The sequence below is a fragment of the Flavobacterium cryoconiti genome (assembly GCF_048158645.1).
Classification (GTDB): Bacteria; Bacteroidota; Bacteroidia; order Flavobacteriales; family Flavobacteriaceae; genus Flavobacterium; species Flavobacterium cryoconiti.
On record NZ_JBLNKW010000001.1, the window covers coordinates 238980 to 261536 of the forward strand.

A 22557-nucleotide genomic window follows, 5' to 3' on the forward strand; every position below is an offset into this window, starting at 1 on the left:
ACATTTTATTTAATTTTTGCCCTTTCGTATTGTTTCGGCCATTGCACATCAGCCTGAAGTTCCTGAGCGAATGTCAATCCTAAATTGGGGTTTCTAAGGGATTCTCTTGCGAACAAAACCAAATCCGCTTTTCCGGTTGCAATTATTTCTTCCGCTTGACCGGATGCTGTGATTAATCCTACGGCACCTGTCATTATTGCAGTTTCTTTTTTTATTCTTTCTGCAAAAGGAACCTGATAATTGGGTCCCACCGGAATTTGTTGGTATGACACCAATCCACCCGAAGAAACATCAATTAAATCCACGCCTTTTTCTTTTAGTATTTTCGAAAGCCGAACTGATTCTTCGATGTTCCAACCGCCTTCCGCCCAATCTGTAGCAGAAATTCTAACAAACAAAGGCAAGTTTTGCGGCCATTCTGATTGTACTGCTTCCATAATATCTAAAGTAAAACGGATTCGGTTTTCGAAACTTCCTCCGTATTCGTCCGTTCGAAAATTAGACAAAGGCGAAAGAAACTGATGCAACAAATATCCATGGGCTGCATGAATTTCCAGTACTTGAAAACCTGCTTGAACCGCTCTTTTTGTAGTCGCTTTGAAATCGGAGATTACTTTTTGAATTCCTGATTTGTCTAACGCGATTGGCACTTTTTCATTATCATGATAGGCAACAGCACTTGGCGCTACCGTATTCCAACCGCCTTGGGTTTCATCTAATTTTCTGCCTCCTTCCCAAGGTGCGGCTGCACTTGCTTTCCTTCCGGCATGCGCCAATTGGATTCCGGGAACTGAATTCTGACTCACAATAAAACGATTAATTACTTGCATCTTATCGATTTGTTCGTCTTTCCAAAGTCCCAAATCACCAGGAGAAATTCTACCTTCAGGAGAAACCGCAGTCGCTTCCTGAATAATTAATCCTGCTCCGCCACTGGCACGACTACCCAAATGCACCAAATGCCAATCACTGGCAAAACCATCTGTTGCCGAATACTGGCACATGGGTGAAATAACAATTCTGTTTTTAAGGGTGGTGTTTTTTATTTGAAGTGGTGAAAATAACTGTGCTGCCATTTGTATAAAGTTTAATTTAAAGGTAAAAAATGATTTTCTAAAAAAGTAGTCTGACAGGATTAGTTTGGAAATAATAAACAGCATACTTTTGAAAAAAGCATATACTCCTTGTTTCTTATATGGTTTAAATTATCCTGAAAAAGTAAAGTTAAGGGACATAACTGAAAGTAAAAATTGAAATTTAATTAATTAACAAACATTTAAAACGGTATGGAACAATTATTGTAAATTAAACAAATAGAAAACCTTACTTTTGTAAGTTGTAAAAGAACTAAAATTAAAAAATGGACATAGTTATCAAGCTTTCTCAATTTTTATTGAGCTTATCATTACTTATTATACTTCACGAATTAGGACATTTTATTCCTGCAAAATTGTTTAAAACCAGAGTCGAAAAATTTTACTTATTTTTTGATGTTAAATATTCCCTTCTAAAAAAGAAAATTGGCGAAACTGAATACGGTATCGGTTGGTTGCCTTTGGGCGGTTATGTGAAAATTTCCGGAATGATTGACGAAAGCATGGACAAAGAGCAAATGGCTTTGCCACCTCAACCCTGGGAATTTCGTTCTAAACCGGCTTGGCAACGTTTGATTATTATGCTTGGTGGTGTTACTGTGAATTTCATTTTGGCATTCATTATTTACATCGGAATGGCATTTGCTTATGGCGATACCTATATTGCTAACTCCGATTTGAAAGACGGTCTTTTGATTGAAAATAAAGCCATGCAAAATGCAGGTTTCAAAACGGGTGACAGAATCATTTCTATTGATGGCGAAAAAGTTGAACGTTTTGATAATGGAATCAATGCCAAAGTGGTAATGGGGAAACAAGTCCTTATTGAAAGAAATGGAACTGAGCAGTCTATCACAATGCCAAATGATTTTGTGGATCAATTATCAAAATTTGAAAAAGGACCATTAGTATCTATCAGAATGCCGTTTGTTATTGGGGCTGTTGCTGCAGATTCTAAAAATACTGCTTTACAACCAAAAGATATCGTTATTGCTCTTAATGGTCAAAAAACAAAATACTTTGATGAAGCCAAGACAGTTCTGGAAAATAACACAAACAAAACGATCACTGCTACCATTTTAAGAGACCAAAAAGAAGTTCAAGTTCCTGTTACCGTTTCTAAAGATGGAAAACTAGGAGTGCAAATTGGAGGTTTAGGAATGGAATCTCTAGAAAAGTTAGGATACTACAAAGTAAGTAAACAAGAGTTTGGTTTCTTGGAATCTATCCCTGTAGGATTAACAAAAGGAAAAGACCAATTAGTAGGGTACGGAAAACAACTGAAAATGATTTTCAGTCCAAGTACCGGTGCTTACAAACAAGTAGGTGGTTTTAAAGCCATATTTGATATTTTTCCTAATACTTGGAGCTGGGAAGTTTTCTGGACGATTACCGCTTTGTTATCAATTATGCTTGGTGTAATGAACTTATTGCCTATTCCGGCACTTGATGGTGGCCATGTAATGTTTTTATTATATGAAATTGTTAGTGGTAAAAAACCAAGTGATAAATTCCTAGAGAATGCACAAATGGTTGGTTTCGTATTACTTATAACACTGTTACTATTTGCTAATGGAAACGACATTTACAAGTCAATTCTTGGGAAGTAAAAAAAATTAAAAAAAGTTTTATTTTTGCTTGCAGAAATCAAATTAAGCCCTATCTTTGCACCGCTTTACAAGTGAAACACACTTCACTAACAAGCCAACAAAAACGTTCATTCTTTACCAGAATAAAAATATACAGTTTCCTTCTTAGCTCAGTTGGTTAGAGCATCTGACTGTTAATCAGAGGGTCCTTGGTTCGAGCCCAAGAGAGGGAGCTAATTGCAGAAAGCCTTTACAGAAATGTAAAGGCTTTTTTGTTTTTACTAAATACCTCAACTTTCTCCTCTACAATTTTTACATATATTTGTTTTCAGATTAATCCTATAAAAAAGATTTGTAATTTACTTTTAGAATTATTCACAAAATAAGTATTAACAAAAAAATAATTTTTATTAACACTTTCTGTTAACAAAAAAATATATATTTGCATGAATATTACGTTTGATGATAACAAATTAAGAAAGTATGCTAATAACGACCGATTAGCAGAAAATAAACTTGGAAAACGAGAAGCTGGACTCTTCAAACAGCGGCTTGATGATTTAACTGCAGCACAAACTTTAGAAGATGTTAGAAATTTACCTGGCAATTACCATGAATTAGTTGGGAACAGAAAAGGACAATGGGCTTGTAATTTAGTCCATCCTTATAGATTAATTTTTGAGCCTCACGAAGACCCCATCCCTACCAATGAGGACGGTCAATATCTCTGGATAGAGATAAAAGGAGTTGAAATAATTGAAATTGAAGATTATCACTAACAAAAAAACAAATGGCAACAATTACCCAATATTACCCTCAAACAGTTTCACATCCCGGAACAACTCTATCAGAAATTTTAGCTGAAAAAGAAATGGGAGCAAAAGAATTTGCAGTAAGAACTGGAAAACCTGAGAAAACAATTTCAGATGTTTTGAATGGAAAAAGTAGCATTACGCCTGAAATGGGAATTTTATTTGAACAAGTATTGAAAATTCCTTCTCATTTTTGGATTAACAGACAAAGAACTTATGATGAATATTTAGCAAGAGTTGAATATCAAAAAACAATAGAAGAAGGTATAGAATGGTCAAAAACTTTTCCTTATGCTAAAATGGCTTCATTGGGTTGGGTTGAACCAACCATAAAAAAAGAAGAAAAGGTTATTAATTTATTTGAATATTTTGAAGTTTCTAATACTAAAGGATATTACGATTTTTATCATAATCAAAAATTATTAGTCAATTTTAGAATTTCATTAAAAGAAAATGAAAACGCTGGAGCTATTGCAGCTTGGTTAAGACAAGGAGAAATTCAAGCGGATGCTTTTACTATTCCAGAATTTGACAGAAAGAAATTAACTGAAATTTTACCGAAATTAAAAGAAATTATGGCATCGCAACCAACTGATTTTTTTATTCAGATACAAGAGTTATGCAATTCTGCAGGAGTAAAAGTGGTTCACACACCTTGTTTACCAAAAGCACCAATTCACGGTTCTACAAGATGGTTAAATGATGTTCCTTTAGTACAATTAAGTGGTCGTTACAGAAGAAATGATATCTTTTGGTTTACCTTTTTTCACGAAATTGGGCATATTTTGCTTCACGGTAAAAAATATATTTCAATTGAAAATATTGAATATGATGGAGAAAACCAAATTTATGAAAATCAAGCTGATGCATTTTCGGCAGATTTGCTATTAAATAAAGAACAAGAAAATGAAATAACCAACAACCCTATTTTAACAGAAAATGATGTTGTTGAATATGCTAAAAAATTCAAAACGCATCCTGCAATTATTATAGGAAGATTGCAATATTTAAAATTAATCCCTTTTGGTCTAGGTAATAACTTGTTTAATCCTATTGATTTTTGTTCTTAATACAAAGTAAAATGTATTTCATAGATTTCTGTAACAAAGAAAACTGATAGAACTAATGCTTTAAAAAAAAATTCCAGCAATGCTAAGGTCTTTTATATTTTCAAGCAGTAGTGAAATCAAAACTTCACGATATTTTATTGAAAAATGGAGATTTTGTCATTTGACAGGTTATTCTGCAAAAAAAGAAACATCTATTTACCTAAAAAGCAACACTTTATCGTGACTAATTGAACGTTTAAACTCAAAGTTATTACAACAAACAATTTTAAAATTCTATTTGTTCAAGCAAAAAACAGAACAAACAAGAAGAATCAACCTCCATTCTATTGTAGATTATCCCTAAATAGAAATAGAAGAAAACAGATTTTCCCTTTTAATGTTTTGTAAATCAATTAAACCTTGATTTTAACGTCACGTATTTTCGAGCTTTTTGTAAAGAGAGCTTTTATACTATGATTTTAATTTCCTGTTATTCCATTAACAAAAGTATCCACAAAGCTTATAATCTTACTCAAAATTCTGTCTCCAGTTTTTTTGCGATGCAAAATAGATGGTTTCTCGCCTTCTATCAATTCTAGGATTTCATCTCGCAATGGTTCTCTCTCGGCAAAAAGGTAATTCTCCAATAGCTTTTCTGTTTTTGCTTCCGAAAGGTTTTCTTCGTTGACCAAGGCTTTGAATGCTTTTATTTGTTCTTCGTTCCAAAATTTTTCAAACTCATCTGGAATGGTATCTGTATCGTCAATTATATGTAAATTTTCCTGAATAAATTTCTCTATCAAGTCACGCTTGCTTCTTAATGTAACTTGGCTGTTTAATAAATTAGAGACTTCTTTTTCAATATTTTCCTTGTCTGCCGCGTTGTTTCTTGACCTTAATTTTATCAATAATTGAATGATGTAAGTTACATTGATAGTATCTCTTTGTATCAATTCCAATTCAAAATCGATGTCGTTTAGGATGGATGTTTTTTCCTTATCGGTTTGAATGGATATTTGCTGTTTTAAATCTTGATATTTACCACTATAATCAGCAAAAAGTTGTTCATCAATATCCAAATCATCCCAAGTGAATTCAGTGTAATGCCCCATTTTTTTATACAATCGCATCATATTTCTAAAGGCTAGAATAAATTGCATTTTGTCTTCCTCGGTATATAAATCATCTACAGCACGTACTTGTGGTGCTAATTCCAGCATTTTTTGTGTAGCCGCATTGAATTTCGCCACATATTGCTCATAAGGCTCTACAATAATTTCATCGATGGCTTCTTTGTTACTGAAGAGTGTTATCGCTTCATCCGTTTTATCCTTTAAATTACGAAAACACACAATATTTCCTTGTGTTTTGTTTTTGTCGTAGGTACGGTTGGTACGACTGAATGCCTGAATCAATCCGTGGTATTGCAGGTTTTTATCGACATACAAAGTGTTTACAAATTTACTGTCAAAACCAGTCAAAAACATATTGGCGACTAGCAATATATCAGCTTCTTTTTGTTTTGCTTTTTTGGCTACATCATTGTAATAATTATAAAAACTCTGGCTGTCTTTAGTACTATGCGCTGTGCCAAATGTGGTATTAAATTCGACTATATAATTGTCTAATATTTCACGGCGATGTGGCTTGGGTTTACTGCCATATTGAGTTTGAGGTTCGGCAGCGATATCCAATTGCGAATCTTCTATATCGTATTCCATCTCCTCTTCGTTTTGAGCAAAACTAAAAATGGTAATTATTTTTAAATCGTGTTCGCCTCGCTGTTTTTTGGCTTTAAAAATTTCGTAATATTGAATTACAGCATCAATGTCTTGCACACACATCATTGCACTGAAGTTTTTGTTTTGTGTCTTTTGGTCGTGATGTTGCAGGATATAATCAACAATTGCATTTTTGCGTTCGGGTGCTTCAAATACTTCGGCTTCGTTGATTTGTTCAACTTTTAAATCTATGATGTTTTCTTTCTGCTTGAAAGTTTTGATATATTCTACCGAAAAACGCAGTACATTTTCATCTCTAATAGCATCGGTAATTACATATTTGTGCAAACATTTGCCAAATAAACTTGTGGTGGTTTTCTCGCCATTAGCATTTTCTGCTAGAATTGGCGTACCAGTAAATCCAAAAAGTTGGATATTGGTAAAATAACTCACTATGTTTTTATGCGTCTCGCCAAACTGTGAACGGTGGCATTCATCAAAAATAAAAACCATTCGTTGGTGCTGAATGTTTTTCATTTTGGAAAGATTTTTACCTGAAATGGCATTGTTGAGTTTCTGAATCGTGGTTACAATAACTTTTACATTCGGGTCATTGAATTTACGAATAAGGTCATCGGTATTTTCCGCTGAACTCACACAACCTTTGCTGAATTTATCGTACTCCTGATTGGTTTGATAGTCCAAATCTTTTCTATCCACCACAAAAACTACTTTTTGAATGGCAGGAATCGTGGATAAAATCTGACTGGCTTTAAAACTGGTTAATGTTTTTCCTGAACCTGTGGTATGCCAGATGTAACCGTTCTTTTCAATGTCATACCCATTCAAAATGGTATTTTCAGTTACCTTTTTGATGATATTTTCTACTGCAAAATATTGGTACGGACGCAATACCATTAATTTCTTTTCGGTTTCGTTCAGCACTATATACTTGCATATCATCTTGCTGATGTGGCAAGGTTCTAAAAACGTATCGGCAAATTCGTTTAAGATATTATTGAGGGGTTTGTTATTTTCATCTGTCCAATGAAAAGTTTGTAAGTATTCCTGCTTGTGTAAACCAAAATTGCTAAAGTATTTTGTATTCACACCGTTGCTGATAATGAATAGTTGTATAAAATGGAACAAACCTTGTCCGGCACCAAAACTATGTTTTTGATAGCGATTGATTTGGTTAAAAGCTTCTTTCATTTCCAAACCTCGGCGTTTGAGTTCTATTTGTACCAATGGCAAACCATTGATGAGCAAGGTAACATCATAACGATTTTCATAAGTACCTTTCATCGATACTTGTTGTGTAACCTGAAATTGATTTTGACACCAATGCTCACTTTGGATAAACTCAAAATAAAGATTGTCGCCATTATCCCTTACAATATGCTGTTTCTGACGTAAAACTTTGGCTTTTTCAAACACTGAACCTTTATTGAGAATATTGAGCACTTTTTCAAATTCGGAATCGCTGAATTGAATGCGGTTGTGTTTTTCCAATTGCGTTTTCAGGTTGGCTAATAACGATTTTTCATCGGAAATAGCCTTATATTGATACCCTAATTTTTGTAATTGTTCAATGAGTTGCTCTTCTAAAACTTGTTCGGATTGTTTGGACAAAATAAATATGAGTTATAAGTTATGAATTATAAATTATGAATTTTTGATAATTCATAACTAAATAATCACTTCAAATTTAGAAAAAAACTATCTAAAACTTTACTTACAACTCATAATTCATAACTTATAATTCATAATTACCTCAACGCCCTAAACATTTGGTCAATTGCTTTTTTCTTTTGTTCTAAATTAGGATGCACATACAGGTTTAAAGTCGTACTGATATTAGAATGTCCCAGTAAAACGCTGACGGTTTTATAATCGCATTTACTTTCAATACATCTTGTGGCAAAACTGTGGCGAAGACCGTGAAACTTGAGTTCAGGCATCCCTAATTCCCGCATTAAGTTTTTATAATAGCTTCTGTAGGTTCTTGGTTCCGTTGGTTTTTCGTCATTGGTCAATACAAAAAAAGAATTATTTACAATTTTCTTGATGGGTTTCAGCATTCTCAATAAATCCCTGCTCATCGGAATATCTCGAATGGAATTCTTGGTTTTGGGCGTGTCCAAAATAACTTCTGTCTTGCGAATGTTCTCTTCAATAACATAAATTCGTTGGATGGTTCTTTTTACGCTGATAATTCCTCTATCGGTGTCGATATTTTCCCAAGTCAAGGCACAAACTTCGCCAATGCGTATTCCTGCACTCAGGCAAATGAAAATACCTAAATTCCGGAAGGTAAAATGCTCTTGAATATAGTTCATTACCTTTTTTTGGTTGGTTCTGCTCAAGACTTCAATATCGTGTTTCTCTCGTTCTGTTGGGAATTGTATATCGAAAGCTTGATATTCGAGCCATTTGTTTTTAGCACCAAATTTTAGCACCATTTTCAGTACAATCAAAATGTCCTTGATGGTTTTGTGACTCAATCCCTGTTCTATTTTTTGAAACACAAATTGTTGTACTTCTGCTTCTTCAATAGTGTATTGATTCCCGAAAATAGGCAATAAATGATTTTCTGTTAAAAGCACATAAGCCGAAAAACTCGATTTTTTGACATACTGCTTTTTGTCTGTTTTCCATAGGGTAATGACTTCTGAAATTTTCTTTTGTTCGTTCATAATTTAATTTTTAAGATTATTAATCTCAAAGAAAATAAATTAAGGTTTGAGGATTCTTAATCTTTTTTTTGGGAATTTGAAATCCTTAATTGTTATAGTTCCAAATTTGAGATTTCCAGAGTTTGATGGGGAGTGGGAAGTGAAGAAGTTGGGGGAAGTTGCGTCCAATAAATCCGGAAAATACAATCCAATTAATGCGACAGATTCTATTAAATGTATAGAATTGGAGCATTTAGCAACAGAAACGGGACAATTACTTGGTTATACAGATGGAAGTAAATCAGGAAGTATAAAAAATGTTTTCAATGAAGGCGATGTATTGTTTGGTAAATTGAGACCTTATTTGAAAAAATATCTCCAAGCACCATTTGATGGTGTATGTTCATCTGAAATTTGGGTATTAAAAGGGAAAAATATTTCAAATGATTTTTTGTATAGAATAGTTCAAACTAATTCATTTATTGATTTGGCAAATCAATCCAGTGGTTCAAAAATGCCAAGAGCTGATTGGAATGTCGTTGAAAATGGTTTTTTCTCCTTTCCTTCTTTAACCGAGCAACAAAAAATCGCTTCTTTCCTTTCTTTAATTGATGAAAGAATCCAAACTCAAAGCAAAATAATTGAGAATCTGAAAACCTTAATTAAGGCAACAAGCGAAAAATTATTTACTCAAAAAATAAGGTTTAAGGATGATAATGGAAGTGATTTCCCTGATTGGGAAGTTAAGAGTTTGGGAGAAATTTGTGAAAAGAAATCCTCTAATATTTCAGCAAACAAAATAGAAGACAATTTTGGAGAATATATTATTTATGGCGCTTCAGGAGTTTTAAAAAAAGTTGATTTCTATGAAGAAAAAAACGATTACATAAGCATTGTAAAGGATGGAGCCGGTGTTGGGAGGCTTTTTTACTGCAAAGGAAAATCTTCTGTTTTAGGAACGATGGATATTATTAAACCATTAGCTAATACAAATACTTATTTTTTATTTTACCTGTTAAGTAATATCGATTTTACAAAATATGTAACAGGTAGTACAATTCCACACATCTATTTTAAAGATTATAAGAATGAAAATTTTGGAATTCCTTGTACAGAAGAGCAAACCAAAATTGCCACTTTTTTATCTCAAATAGATGAGAAAATCGAGATTGAAAAGCAGTTATTAATCGAATATGAAAATCAAAAAAAGTACTTGTTACAGAACCTTTTTATATAAATAGATTTGATAATAAATACTGTTTTTGGCTTTGTAATTGGTTTAATAATAAAATTTCAACTTCAATCTTTTCGTCAATTGAAGAAAGGAAATTCGCAATTTTAGTTTGTTCAAGAAGTGCCGGAATTTTTACTAAACATTCGCTTATTTCACCCAAATTAATTTTTTGAGGAAAAGCAACGTGTATTGTTCTTTTCCATAATTCTGACTGAAAAAAATCAGTATTAATGAAGTGACATAAATATTCATTATCAATTTCAATAGACTTTTTAATTAAGGCTAAACTTACATAAAAAGAAGCTTTTACATCCCAATTAATATATTTTGCGACACCAATACTTCCTATTTTTGTCATTAAAATATCTCCTTTTTCTAATTTTACTTTTTTATTCTCTTTTTCATAAACTTTTTCGGAAATATATTTTGTTTTATTAAATTGGTTGGCAGTTAAGTGTTCTACACTAAAGAAAGGAATACCATTATCAACGTAGTTTGGAGTTTGGTGCGTACCATCATATACTTTACATAACTCTCCTAATATATTTACTTCCCAATCTGGAAAATTATTTCCATTATCATCTTTAAATCGTAACTGTTGAGAAAATATCTTTTTGCTGATAGAACTTTTTAAAACCTTCAATTCCTCAATTATTTTGTTTTGAGTTTGAATTTGGTCGTCTATTAAAGATAGAAAAGTTGCTATTTTGTCTTGCTCATCTCTATCTTCTGGCAAAAATATTTTTAGCTTTTTAAGGCTATCATTATACAAATGTGTAACCGAAGAACCTTGAGCTATTTTTGCAATATCTTGTTTTCTTTTACCATTGAGTTGATAACTGATAAAATTACCGTTGTCTTTATGAGGTCTGATAATGTTTAAATCTCCACCCAAAAGCACGCTGTCCAAATTCACACAACAAGCTGTAGCGATATCTATCGCAGTTTCTCCTGAAGAAGGTATAATTACATCATTATTTTCACTTACTACAAGTCCTTTTGGGTCTATAGAAGTTTTGCTAAAAACCTCTTTAATAATTTCATTTTTATATTTAGTGTAAAGTTCGCCGTATAAAATACATCGTGTTCCTTCTTCTGTTAATTGGTCTTTAGAAATACCTTTTCCTTTTAAAAATATTCCAACATCAGAAAAAGGAGTTTCTGTCCATTTTCCTGTGTACTCTTTAAAACGAAGTTTAGGGAAAATTCCTCTATTTGGGACTTTCGTTGTATAATTTGGAACATTGCTCATACTCTTATATTTTTCTTGCATATTGGCTATTCTGTTTCTTAACGGTAAACATTAAGGATTTGATGAAATTTTGTACCATTTTCTTGATATCAGGAAAATGGTATTTACTTATTTTAACTTCTTGATGTTTTGGTTTCCCATTAGCGATTTCAATTGTGTAATGGCTATTTGGTTCAGTTTGATTAATCGCTCGTTTTGTGGCAATTCCATTCGTATAAATTCAGCATTCATACTTTCTATATTGGCTAATACCAGCAATTGCTCGATTGAGGCATAATCTCTTATATTACCTTCCTGTTTAGGGTTTTCATCACGCCACTGCTTTGCTGTTTTACCAAATAATGCCACATTTAAAGCATCAGCTTCATTGGCGTATATAAAACTAGCTTGTTCTTTTGTAATGCTTTGCGGTACTATGTGTTCTTTAATCGCATCGGTGTGTATGCGGTAGTTTATTTTGGAAAGGGTTCTTGTTAAATTCCATTCTAATGATAATCGGTTGTTTTCATCGTCTTTTAATCGTTGAAATTCTTTGATAAGATACAACTTGAATTCAGGGCTTAACCAAGAACCAAACTCAAAAGCCAAATCTTTATGTGCATAAGTTCCACCACCATATCTCCCTGCTTTTGATTGAATACCTATTGCATTGGTGGCTTCTATCCATTTTTTTGGTGTTAAATGAAATGTATTTAAACCTGCTTCTTTTTTAAAGGTCTCGAATTCGCCACCTTTAAAAATGGGGTTATGTAATTGTTCCCAGATACCTAAAAATTCTAACGTATTTCGATTACGCATCCAACTATAAATCAAATCATCACCACCAAATTTGTTAGCCATATTAGTCAATGAAATAAAATCATTCTCATTTTGAGAAATAATTATAATTTCAGTTCCTTGTACATTAATAGTTGTTTTTCTATCTTTTGCCATCTGTTTATTCCTTTCAATATCATCTTCCTGATGTCAGGAAAACGATAAACTATTCTTATATTTTATTTTAAAAACTAAACTACCAATCCCAATTCTTTAAAATATACTTCAATTTGAACATCCAAATCGGCTCGTTTGGCTTCTAATTCTTTTATTCCACTCATTACGGCTTGAATGTCAATTTCTTCCTGTTCTTCGAATGTGTCCACATATCTAGGAATATTCAGGTTGTAGTCATTATTAGCAATTTCTTGTAATGTGGCTTTGTGGCTGTATTTTTCAATGATGGTTCTGTCACGATAGGTTTCCACAATTTTGTCAATATGCTCATCACGCAGCATATTTTGAGTCTTCACTTTTTCAAAACCTTTGCTGGCATCTATAAACAAAACATCTTCGGGAGTTTCTCTACATTTTTTGAACACCAAAATACAAGTGGGAATACTGGTGCCATAAAAAATATTGGCTGGCAAACCAATCACAGCGTCTAAATAATTTTTCTGTTCAATCAGATATTTTCGGATATGCAACTCCGCTCCTCCACGAAACAAAACGCCGTGTGGCAAAACAATTGCCATAATGCCATTTTCTGCCAAATGATAAATCATGTGCTGTACAAAGGCAAAATCGGCTTTGCTGCTTGGAGCTAATCTTCCATATTGGCTAAAACGGTCGTCGGATGTAAATAAGGGATTGGCACTCCATTGTGCCGAAAATGGCGGATTGGCAACGATGGCTTCAAATTCTAAACCTTTATGTTGCGGATGCTCCAATGTATCTTCCTGCTTGATGTCGAATTTTAGAAAATGTACCCCGTGTAAAATCATGTTCATTCGGGCAAGGTTGTACGTGGTGCGGTTCATTTCTTGTCCGTAAAAGTTGTTTACATCTTCTACTTCTTTTGCTACACGAAGCAATAAGGAACCCGAGCCACAAGTGGGATCATAAACTGATTTTAGTTTATTTTTTCCTGTGGTAACAATTTTGGCTAATATTTTACTGACTTCCTGCGGAGTATAAAATTCGCCGGCTTTTTTTCCTGCTCCACTGGCAAATTGTCCAATCAAATATTCGTAAGCATCACCCAATACATCTAATTCGGTATCTCCCAGCTTGAAATCAATTTGGTCAAGATGCATCAATACTTTTGCAATAATAGTATTTCTTGCTTCGGCTGTTCTTCCAAGGTTATTGCTGTTCAAATCCATATCCGAGAAAAGGTCTTCAAAATCCTCTTCACTTTGTGTACCCATCGTACTCAACTGGATATTGGTCAGTATTTTTTGTAAATCTTCGAGAATAAAAGTATTGCTGTCGCTATTGCCTCGTTTGGCAACTTCGCTGAATAATTCAGAAGGTTTTAAGAAATAGCCTAACTTTTCAAGAGAGGCTTCTTTGATGGCTTCGATATATTGTTGTCCTTCTTCGGTATTTTCTTGTATATCCCTAAATTGTATTTTGTCTTGCTTTAAAATGTTATTGGCATAAATTTCCATTTTTTCAGCCAAATATTTATAGAATATAAAGCCTAAAATATAATCCCGAAACTCATCTGCGTTCATTTTTCCTCTCAACGTGTTGGCAATATTCCAAAGCTGTTGTTCGAGTTGTTTCTTTTGGTCTTCTGACATTTTAAATAAATTATTATTTGTTAATTTCTGCCTTAAGGATTTTAAATCTCAAATGCGAAATATCTGCTAAAATACCCATTTCTTTTTTGGTATTTTGTTTTTCGATATAAAATTAGTTTGAAGTTTAAAGCGTTTCGAAAGTTATTTTATCTAATGAAGATTCTTGGTGTAATTGCATTTCTATTCCTAAAATGTCTTTCGAACTTTTAAGAAATCAAATTATCAAAAGTCTTCTGGTTCTATGTCAATAAGGGAAACTTTAAAAGCCTGACAGCTATGTCGGGCTTTTTTTATGTCTAAAAATTAGTGCTTCCTGATTTTTAAATTTCGAAAAAAGGCATCACTTTTATATAAAATAATTTTTATTCCCAAATAATTGAATAAATTAGAGGCCTAAATTATTTACTATGAAACGTCGTCAATTTCTTCAAAGCACTGCTCTATTTTCTGTAGCATCCTTAGTAAACGCAAATGAACTGTTTGCTAAAACTCCATTAATTAATAAAGTGGGCTTGGGTTTATTCTCTATACCAAAAATGTTAGAGAATGACTTTGACGGTGCTTTTGCCATGTTAGCTAAAATGGGATATAAAGAGGTGGAATGTTTTGGTCCTTATGAATTCAGTACTGAAAAAGCAAAAGCTTCATGGAATGCTGTTACACCCCAACTAGGATTCAAAGGAAGTGGCTTCTTTAACAAAACGGCTTCTGATTTTTTTAAGGCAGCAAAATCAAATGGTATTAGTATTCCTTCCATGCATACTGATTTAGACACACTATCAAATAATATGGGTCCATTGGCGGAAGCCGCTCATTTAATCGGTGCAAAATATGTGGTACTTCCTTCCATTCCGGATGCTGAAAGAAAAAATTTAGACGACTATAAACGAGTAGCAGAAAAATTCAACTCGATTGGTGCTCAAGCCAAGAAAGAAGGAATTCGTTTTGCATATCACAATCATGGTTATGGTTTAAACAATGTGAATGGCGTTATGCCATTAAATATTATTTTTGACCAAACTGACCCTAGCTTAGTTTATTTTGAAATGGATCTTTATTGGACAATAGCCGGTGGAGCAGATCCCGTTGAATTATTCAAAAAGCACAAAGACAGGTATAAAATGGTGCATATAAAAGACATGAAAGAAGCAAAAAGATTCGCAGGAGATGGTGGCGATTCATCACAATGGATTAGTCTTTTTCCTTACATGACTTCATGTGGTGAAGGTGTGTTAGATTTGCCTACAATACTTACTGCTGCAAAACAAAATGGTGTTGAGCATTTCTTCGTGGAACAAGATATGGTACAATCCCCTGAAATAGCATTGAAAAAAAGTATTGATTATTTAAAGACCCTTTAATTTATATAAGTTCTTATATTTACAGGACCACAGAAGATTATAAAAATTTGATGAAACTCCAATGGTAAAAGAATTACCAAAATAACCGCAAAATAAAAATCGCAACTTTCTTCCAGAGAGGGAGCTTTAAAGCCTGACAGCAATGTCGGGCTTTTTTATGTCTAAAATTAAATCATTTTACCATCCTTCATTTAAACCATTCTTTAATGCCATTTGGTATTTTTCAACATCAAATTTATACAAATCAGGGGCTTTGTGAGCACCGCCTTTTCTGCTTTCGTCTAATTTTATTAAAATATCGTAACGCAACATTTTCCTAAAAAAATTCCCGCGATTTAGCTTTTTTCCCAGAATAATTTCATACAATTTTTGAATTTCCGGCATGGTGAATTTTTCTGGCAACAAATTAAAACCAATAGGTTTATAATTCAATTGTTTTCGAAGTGTAATTAAAGCTTTGTCAAAAATACTTTTATGGTCCATCATCAATTGTGGCAATTCATCGACAGATTTCCATTCGCAAGCATCCGAAAGATCATCAACCACTAAATTTACAGTTGAAAAATCCACTAAAGCATAAAATCCTACGGAAAGAAAGCGCTGTTTGTTCCAAATGGTATTTTCAAATTCTTCAAAAAATCCTTCAGACCGATTCAAATCACTAAAAACCCGAAATTGTTGCAGATAAATATTGTTGGCACCTGTTCTTTGTTGCAGAATTCTATTGGCGGCGACTTCTATATTTTCGGTTTTTAATATATAGCCTCCAGGAAGTGCCCAAAGATTATTACCCTTCATCTTAACAACCAAAACCTTTAAAATAGTATCGTGAAATCCAAAAATTACACAGTCAATAGACAAATTTGGGATATACATTCCCCAAGATTTATCTGATTTTTCTTCAATTATTTTTTTAAACCCCATTGTTATAAATTCTAATAAAAATTAAATTATTATAAGTAATTTCTTTTATAAAAAACCAATAATGAAAATTTACACTTCTTTTTTGCAAATATTAAAAAATATAATTAATATTGCTTCATAATGAAGCAATATTAATTACCAACTAAAAAACCATATGAAAAAATTATCTTTTTCGAAAATTGCGAAAATATCGCTTCTTTCAACATTAGTTGTTTCTGGGATTTCTTGGAATAAACATCCTGAAGTTACAGATTCAAATGACAAACCCATAATTACTATTGACGGGTTTACCTTTTCTGATTTAAACCAAAACGGAAAATTAGATAAATACGAAGATTACCGTCTTCCGATGAATGATAGAATTCAGGATTTGATTAGCAAAATGACCGATGACGAAAAAGCAAACATGCTTATTGGAATTGGAATGCCTGGATTTGATGTAGCAACTTTTAAGTTTACAACAGAAGGTTTTCAAGGAAAAGTTCCTGGTGCAGCGGGTGGAACCTATGATTTACAACGATTAGGAATTCCAACGGTTGTGGTGTCTGATGGTCCAGCAGGTTTGAGAATTAATCCAAAACGAAACAATGACCCAAACAGCTATTACGCAACGGCATTTCCTGTAGGAACTTCATTGGCATCTACCTGGAACACGGAATTAATCAACAATGTGGGGAAAGCTATTGGTAATGAAGTGAAAGAATATGGTGTTGATGTTTTATTAGGACCAGGAATGAACATTCACAGAAATCCATTGTGTGGTAGAAACTTCGAATATTATTCGGAAGACCCATTACTTACCGGTAAAATTTCGGCAGCAATTGTAAATGGGATTCAATCGAATGGTGTTGGAACTTCAATTAAACATTTTGCAGCTAATAATCAAGAGCGCAACCGTATGGGTGTAAATGCACATATTAGCGAAAGAGCTTTGCGTGAAATTTACTTAAGAGGTTTTGAAATATCCGTAAAAGAAGCACAACCTTGGACCATTATGTCATCTTATAATCTAATTAATGGGACGTATACTTCTCAAAGGAAAGATTTATTAACCACAGTTTTAAGAGATGAATGGGGATTCAAAGGGTTGGTAATGACGGATTGGTTTGGTGGTTATGATGGTTTTGGCGGTGCAAATTCTCCTTTTTCTCCAAATGCCGTGAGCAATGTTACAGCACAATTAGCAGCTGGAAATGATTTATTGATGCCAGGAATGCCTGCTCAAAAACAAGCGATTTTAGACAATATGAAAAGCGGAAAGCTATCCGCCGCAGTAATAAATAAAGATTTGACTCGCATTCTAGAATTGGTAATGAAATCGCCATCGATGAACAATTACAACTATTCGGGGAAACCAAATTTAAAAGCTAATGCTGAAGTAACAAGACAAGCAGCAGCCGAAGGAACTATTTTATTGAAAAATGACAATAATGCGTTGCCTTTTTCTTCTAAAACGGCTCCATTAGCAGTTTTTGGGGTGACTTCATATGATTTTATTTCAGGAGGAACTGGAAGTGGTGATGTAAATGAAGCGTACACGATTTCATTAATTGACGGATTAACGAATTCAGGATTTTCAATTGATAAAGACCTAGAGGGATTATACAAACCCTATTCAGCAGATCAAAAAGCCAAAGAATTAGAGCGTCGTGAAAAAAATGGCGGATTAATGGCTTCTCCAAAACGTATTGAAGAACTGGAATTGAGCAAGGAAATTATTGAAAATAAAGCCAATTCATCTGAAGTTGCCTTGATTACAATAGGTAGAAATGCTGGTGAAGGGGATGATAGAAAAGTAGATGCCGACTTCAATTTAGCTCAAGATGAAATCAACTTAATCAATACGGTTTCGGCTGCTTTTCACGCCAAAGGAAAAAAAGTGGTGGTAGTCTTGAATATTGGTGGTGTAATTGAAACAGCCAGTTGGAAAGATAAAGTAGATTCTATCCTTTTACCGTGGCAACCGGGTCAAGAAGGAGGAAACTCTGTAGCGGATGTTTTCTCAGGAAAAGTAACCCCATCAGGAAAATTAACAATGACTTTCCCGGTAAATTATGCAGATACGCCTTCATTCAAAAACTGGATTGGAACACCTGCTGAAAACCCTACAAGTGTAACGTATGAAGAAGGAGTTTATGTTGGGTATCGTTATTACAACACTTTTAATGTGAAACCATCCTACGAGTTTGGTTACGGATTATCATATACAAGCTTTGATGTGGCTAATTTGAAATTAAGTGCTAAAGCTTTTGCCAATGAAATGACCGCAACAATAACCGTGAAAAATACAGGAAAAACCGCTGGAAAAGAAGTGGTAGAATTATACCTTTCTGCTCCCTTTAAAAATACAGACAAACCTAGTTCTGAATTGAAAGCTTTTGCCAAAACAAATTTATTGCAACCTGGAGAAAGCCAAACCATTACTTTGACACTAAATCCTAAAGATTTAGCATCATTTGTTACTGCTAAAAATGCTTGGATTGCTGAAGCAGGTTCTTATAAAGTAGCTATTGGAACATCGTCATTAAACATTAAACAAACAGCTGCTTTTTCTTTAGCAAAAGAATTAGTGGTAGAGAAAACAAATGCTGCATTTGCTGCTGATGCCCAATTTGTAGACTTGAAACATTAATTTTTGCATGCAATTATTGATTTAGTTTTTGAAAAAAAACAAAGCTTAAAAAGCCTAACAGCAATGTTAGGCTTTTAAAACTAAAGCGAAGTGCCGTTTTAGTTTTTTGAAACAAGAAAAACAAGTTATTAAAACAGTTAATCCAAATGCTAGCGGAGATGATTTAAATCATATGCTAAAGATTCTTGGCTTTAAAACGGATTGTGAAGAGAAGATGTTGTTTGTTTTAAGAATGGAACAATATAACAAAAAGGCTGGTGTAGCGGATTATAAAAACAGAAGGGCTTCCAACGGGACTTGTATTAGCTTTGATTTTATTATTTGTATAAAGACAAGTAGATCGTCTTAAGAATTAAAGATTTGAAATAGCTTTTCTTAATCTCTTTTTATAGTTAATAAAAGCTTTCAAGCCTAATAGGATTGTATTATCAGGCTTTTTATACCTAAATGCAAACTGATTTTGAATCTAAAACAATACGACTGTCAGGAAATATCTCAATTCTTTGATACCCATAAGTATTGGTTTGAAATTCATTGTAAAAAAACCATGCTTTTTTCTTTTTCATTTAAATTAACCCAACGCATTTTAAATGAATGTGTTATTTAAATAATTTCAAGTAATTAACATGAAAAAAAATACAATTAAAATTCTTTTATTAATAATAGTGTTCACAAATACATTGGTTCTTTTTTCACAAGAATCAAACAATATAAAAAACGAAACAAAGGACGATATAAAGCTTAAAGGCTCAATTAGTGTTACTAATAATGGCATTTCTATCATACCCACATTTAGCTTAGGAAAACCCGCGGCAATAGTTAATCTGTCGCTTGGAACAAGCAGGCTAACTTTTGAGCCTGAATTTCGAGTTTCATTAGAAGGAAAGCCATGGTCATTTGTTTTTTGGGGGCGATATAAAGCCTACAAAAGTGATAAATTTTCATTGAATATTGGTGCTCATCCTGCATTTGTATTTAAAACAATGCCTTTAACTAAGGATGGTGTTACAAGTGATTATATTGTAAGTCAAAGATATCTGGCTACAGAGGTTGTACCTACCTACCGCATTTCTAAAAACGTAACTTTGGGGATGTATTATTTATATTCTCATGGTTTTGATTTAGGGACTATTAAAAACACGCATTTTGTTACCGTTAATACTGGTGTCTCAAATATTGAAGTATCTAATAGTTTACGAATGAAGATAAGTCCACAATTGTATTATCTTCGAATGAATGATCTCGATGGTTTTTATTCGAGTACTACGTTTACAGTTTCAAAAGTCGACAATCCAATCTCAGTTTCAGTATTCTTCAATAAAGTGATTGACACTAATATAAAGGCGAGTAAAGACTTCGTTTGGAATGCAACACTAACCTATGCTTTTTAAATAATCCTATCCTTTTTTATTAAAGATTTGACCACTGTAATACAGAAATAGTTGCCATACAGTTAGCTACAAAAGGAGATTGAAATAAGATTGCCTTATGTTTAAAAATTAATAATTGCTTATATTATTAGTCTTTATATTTCTCACAAACCGCTTGTCACTTTTAATGTTTATAAAAACATCATACAATATATTAGAGGAGTTTAATTTGTAGCTTCTTCAACAAGACAACTTCTATAAAGGGTTTCAGGATGTTAATCTTGAAACTTTTTTATTTATATGTCTGGCTCAATTCACGAATTAATCTCAATGCTTCAATTTTTCTAAGATGAACTAGGGCTATCTGTCGATATTCTATAGGAAACTGCCGATTTCGATTTTAGGACTTAATATATTCCGTACATTTATTTTTAAATTGTACCTGATGAAACCATTTTCAGTTAAAGATATTTCGATTTTTTCAAAAGCTATACTCTTTTTTGGACTGCTTATAGTCCAAAGTATGCCGCTATATATGAATATCAGCTTTCCTATGGAATTTTGGATAAAACAAATCTTTATGTATGTTATATGGATTATAGTGTTTTATCTTACCTATAAAATAATCATTCCTACCCTTTTATTTCAGGGCAGGAACGGTTTTTTCTTTATTGCGATATGCCTTCTGACACTATCGGTTCTGTACATTAGTGATACTTTCAACTCACTCATAAACCTTGACGCCATTTTAAATCAGCATTTTAAAATTTCTAAAAAAGACAATATGCATGGAGCTTTGATTTCAAATTTAAGCGAAATCATAATAACCTTGCTAATGGTGGGCGCAAGCACAGTGATAAGCGTTGCCAAAAAACTGCAAGCGGAAACCCAAGTGCGTCAAAATCTTGAAAAAGAAAAAGTCACTTCGGAATTATCATTCCTTAAATCGCAAATCAACCCTCACTTTTTTTTCAACATCCTGAACAGTATTTATGCCTTGGCGGGTACCGAAAACCAACCGGCACGGGAAGCTATATATACGTTGTCACACATGATGCGTTACGTACTTTATGATACCAAAAACAACCTGACAACGCTAAGTAAAGAAATAGGTTTTGTAACCGATTATCTTAAACTTATGGAGCTGAGAATAACGGATAAAGTGCAGGTAATATTTGAAAAACCTACAAGTATCAAGGATGTTGAAGTAGCACCAATGTTATTTTTACCTTTTATCGAAAATGCCTATAAACATGGAATTAGCGGTATTTATCCAAGCTATATTTATATCGGAATTGAGCAGTCCGAAAAATTTCTACAAATTGAAGTACGCAATTCTATATTTGAAAATCAAACCTTAAGTAAAGAAGAAAGTAACGGAATTGGCTTAATCAATACCCGCCGAAGACTCGATTTGATTTATCCGGGTAAGTACGAATTAATCACTACTGAAGATACCCTTCAAATGGAATACTCGGTAATCTTAAAATTACAAATCTCATGATATTAAAATGTATCGCGGTTGATGATGAACCGCTGGCGCTACAAATTATAGTTTCTTATATAGAACAAACGCCATCCTTATCATTAGTGGGACAGTTTTCGAATGCCATCGAAGCATTAAAAGCAATCCATGAACAGGATATTGACCTAATTTTTCTTGATATTCGAATGCCAGACATAAATGGAATTGAACTGGCAAAGATTGTCGAACAATACCGTGTAAAAGGGAATTTAAGAATCATATTTACTACGGCTTTTGACCAATATGCGCTTGATGGTTACAAGGTAGATGCGCTTGATTACCTTCTTAAACCTTTTAGTTTTGTTGATTTTAGTAAATCGGTTGCAAAGGCACTGGGTTATTTCGAACTCATCCGAAACCCGGAACAGGAAATTCGAAAATTTAGTCCTCCAATTCCTGAAACTGAAGTAGCTTATATTTATCTGAAATTTGAATATCAGCTCGTTAGAATCGCAGTCGATGATATCATTTATATAGAAAGCATGAAAGATTATGTGAAAGTATTCAGGCTCAGTGAAGACAAGCCATTGCTGTCGCTGACCAGTATGAAATCGCTTGAAGAAAAGCTTCCTGAAAATAAATTTATGCGAATTCACAGGTCTTATATTGTATCTCTGGATAAAATAAAGTCCGCTACAAAAAATTCCGTCCAAATTGACAAAATTACCATTGCTGTCACCGATCAATACAAAGATAATTTTATAAAATTTTTCCAAGACTGGGCTTAAAATTTTGAATTGCTAAAGTTCCGTCGA

The 22557-nt window shown here is 33.2% G+C and carries 18 protein-coding genes and 1 tRNA gene; 11 read left to right on the forward strand and 8 right to left on the reverse strand.

The window, feature by feature from the left end:
* Positions 1-5 precede the first annotated feature (5 nt).
* Positions 6-1076: an NADH:flavin oxidoreductase/NADH oxidase gene (locus ACM55H_RS00960; protein WP_416834720.1), complete on the reverse strand. Its 1071-nt coding sequence runs from the start codon at positions 1074-1076 to the stop codon at positions 6-8.
* A gap of 284 nt (positions 1077-1360) precedes the next feature.
* Here ACM55H_RS00960 and rseP point away from each other — a divergent pair, with 284 nt between their 5' ends.
* The 4 genes from rseP (at position 1361) to ACM55H_RS00980 (ending at position 4565) form a co-directional block, all read left to right on the forward strand.
* The gene (gene rseP / locus ACM55H_RS00965; protein ID WP_416834721.1) at positions 1361-2704 is read left to right on the forward strand and encodes an RIP metalloprotease RseP; all 1344 of its coding nucleotides are present in this window, start codon (positions 1361-1363) and stop codon (positions 2702-2704) included.
* Between the two features lie 138 nt (positions 2705-2842).
* A tRNA-Asn gene (locus ACM55H_RS00970) sits at positions 2843-2916 on the forward strand.
* 213 nt (positions 2917-3129) lie between these two features.
* A complete protein-coding gene (locus ACM55H_RS00975) occupies positions 3130-3462 on the forward strand; it encodes a type II toxin-antitoxin system RelE/ParE family toxin (protein WP_416834722.1) in 333 nt (110 codons plus the stop codon).
* 11 nt (positions 3463-3473) lie between these two features.
* Positions 3474-4565, forward strand: a complete 1092-nt coding sequence (locus ACM55H_RS00980; RefSeq protein WP_416834723.1) for an ImmA/IrrE family metallo-endopeptidase — start codon at positions 3474-3476, stop codon at positions 4563-4565.
* A gap of 458 nt (positions 4566-5023) precedes the next feature.
* Here ACM55H_RS00980 and ACM55H_RS00985 read toward each other — a convergent pair whose 3' ends face one another.
* Positions 5024-7897 (reverse strand): type I restriction endonuclease subunit R, encoded by a 2874-nt coding sequence (locus ACM55H_RS00985; RefSeq protein WP_416834724.1) that lies wholly within the window; start codon positions 7895-7897, stop codon positions 5024-5026.
* Between the two features lie 137 nt (positions 7898-8034).
* Positions 8035-8961, reverse strand: a complete 927-nt coding sequence (locus tag ACM55H_RS00990) for a tyrosine-type recombinase/integrase (RefSeq protein WP_416834725.1) — start codon at positions 8959-8961, stop codon at positions 8035-8037.
* A 106-nt stretch (positions 8962-9067) separates the two neighbouring features.
* On the opposite strand from ACM55H_RS00990, the gene ACM55H_RS00995 reads away from it, so the two are divergent.
* Positions 9068-10177 (forward strand): restriction endonuclease subunit S, encoded by a 1110-nt coding sequence (locus tag ACM55H_RS00995; protein WP_416834726.1) that lies wholly within the window; start codon positions 9068-9070, stop codon positions 10175-10177.
* Here ACM55H_RS00995 and ACM55H_RS01000 read toward each other — a convergent pair.
* The 3 genes from ACM55H_RS01000 to ACM55H_RS01010 form a co-directional block, all read right to left on the reverse strand.
* Entirely contained in the window at positions 10170-11447 is a 1278-nt protein-coding gene (locus tag ACM55H_RS01000; RefSeq protein WP_416834727.1) for a restriction endonuclease subunit S, read from the reverse strand. The two genes, ACM55H_RS00995 and ACM55H_RS01000, sit on opposite strands and share 8 nt — an antisense overlap.
* A gap of 87 nt (positions 11448-11534) precedes the next feature.
* Positions 11535-12359, reverse strand: a complete 825-nt coding sequence (locus ACM55H_RS01005; RefSeq protein ID WP_416834728.1) for a KilA-N domain-containing protein — start codon at positions 12357-12359, stop codon at positions 11535-11537.
* Positions 12360-12433: 74 nt separating this feature from the next.
* A complete protein-coding gene (locus ACM55H_RS01010; protein WP_416834729.1) occupies positions 12434-13990 on the reverse strand; it encodes a type I restriction-modification system subunit M in 1557 nt (518 codons plus the stop codon).
* 407 nt (positions 13991-14397) lie between these two features.
* Here ACM55H_RS01010 and ACM55H_RS01015 point away from each other — a divergent pair, with 407 nt between their 5' ends.
* Positions 14398-15351 (forward strand): sugar phosphate isomerase/epimerase family protein, encoded by a 954-nt coding sequence (locus ACM55H_RS01015; RefSeq protein WP_416834731.1) that lies wholly within the window; start codon positions 14398-14400, stop codon positions 15349-15351.
* A 177-nt stretch (positions 15352-15528) separates the two neighbouring features.
* On the opposite strand, the gene ACM55H_RS01020 is transcribed toward ACM55H_RS01015, so the two are convergent.
* Positions 15529-16275: an NUDIX hydrolase gene (locus tag ACM55H_RS01020; RefSeq protein ID WP_416834732.1), complete on the reverse strand. Its 747-nt coding sequence runs from the start codon at positions 16273-16275 to the stop codon at positions 15529-15531.
* Positions 16276-16429: 154 nt separating this feature from the next.
* Here ACM55H_RS01020 and ACM55H_RS01025 point away from each other — a divergent pair, with 154 nt between their 5' ends.
* Together ACM55H_RS01025 and ACM55H_RS01030 are read left to right on the forward strand one after the other, a co-directional pair.
* Entirely contained in the window at positions 16430-18907 is a 2478-nt protein-coding gene (locus tag ACM55H_RS01025) for a glycoside hydrolase family 3 C-terminal domain-containing protein (RefSeq protein ID WP_416834733.1), read from the forward strand.
* Between the two features lie 106 nt (positions 18908-19013).
* Entirely contained in the window at positions 19014-19256 is a 243-nt protein-coding gene (locus ACM55H_RS01030) for a hypothetical protein (RefSeq protein WP_416834734.1), read from the forward strand.
* Between the two features lie 94 nt (positions 19257-19350).
* On the opposite strand, the gene ACM55H_RS01035 is transcribed toward ACM55H_RS01030, so the two are convergent.
* Positions 19351-19473: a hypothetical protein gene (locus tag ACM55H_RS01035; RefSeq protein WP_416834735.1), complete on the reverse strand. Its 123-nt coding sequence runs from the start codon at positions 19471-19473 to the stop codon at positions 19351-19353.
* Between the two features lie 60 nt (positions 19474-19533).
* On the opposite strand from ACM55H_RS01035, the gene ACM55H_RS01040 reads away from it, so the two are divergent.
* The 3 genes from ACM55H_RS01040 (at position 19534) to ACM55H_RS01050 (ending at position 22530) form a co-directional block, all read left to right on the forward strand.
* Positions 19534-20298 (forward strand): hypothetical protein, encoded by a 765-nt coding sequence (locus tag ACM55H_RS01040; protein ID WP_416834736.1) that lies wholly within the window; start codon positions 19534-19536, stop codon positions 20296-20298.
* Positions 20299-20722: 424 nt separating this feature from the next.
* Positions 20723-21781 (forward strand): sensor histidine kinase, encoded by a 1059-nt coding sequence (locus tag ACM55H_RS01045; RefSeq protein WP_416834737.1) that lies wholly within the window; start codon positions 20723-20725, stop codon positions 21779-21781.
* Positions 21778-22530, forward strand: coding sequence for a LytR/AlgR family response regulator transcription factor (locus ACM55H_RS01050; protein WP_416834738.1), 753 nt, complete (start codon positions 21778-21780; stop codon positions 22528-22530). Before ACM55H_RS01045 ends, ACM55H_RS01050 begins: the two co-directional genes overlap by 4 nt.
* Positions 22531-22557: the final 27 nt, after the last annotated feature.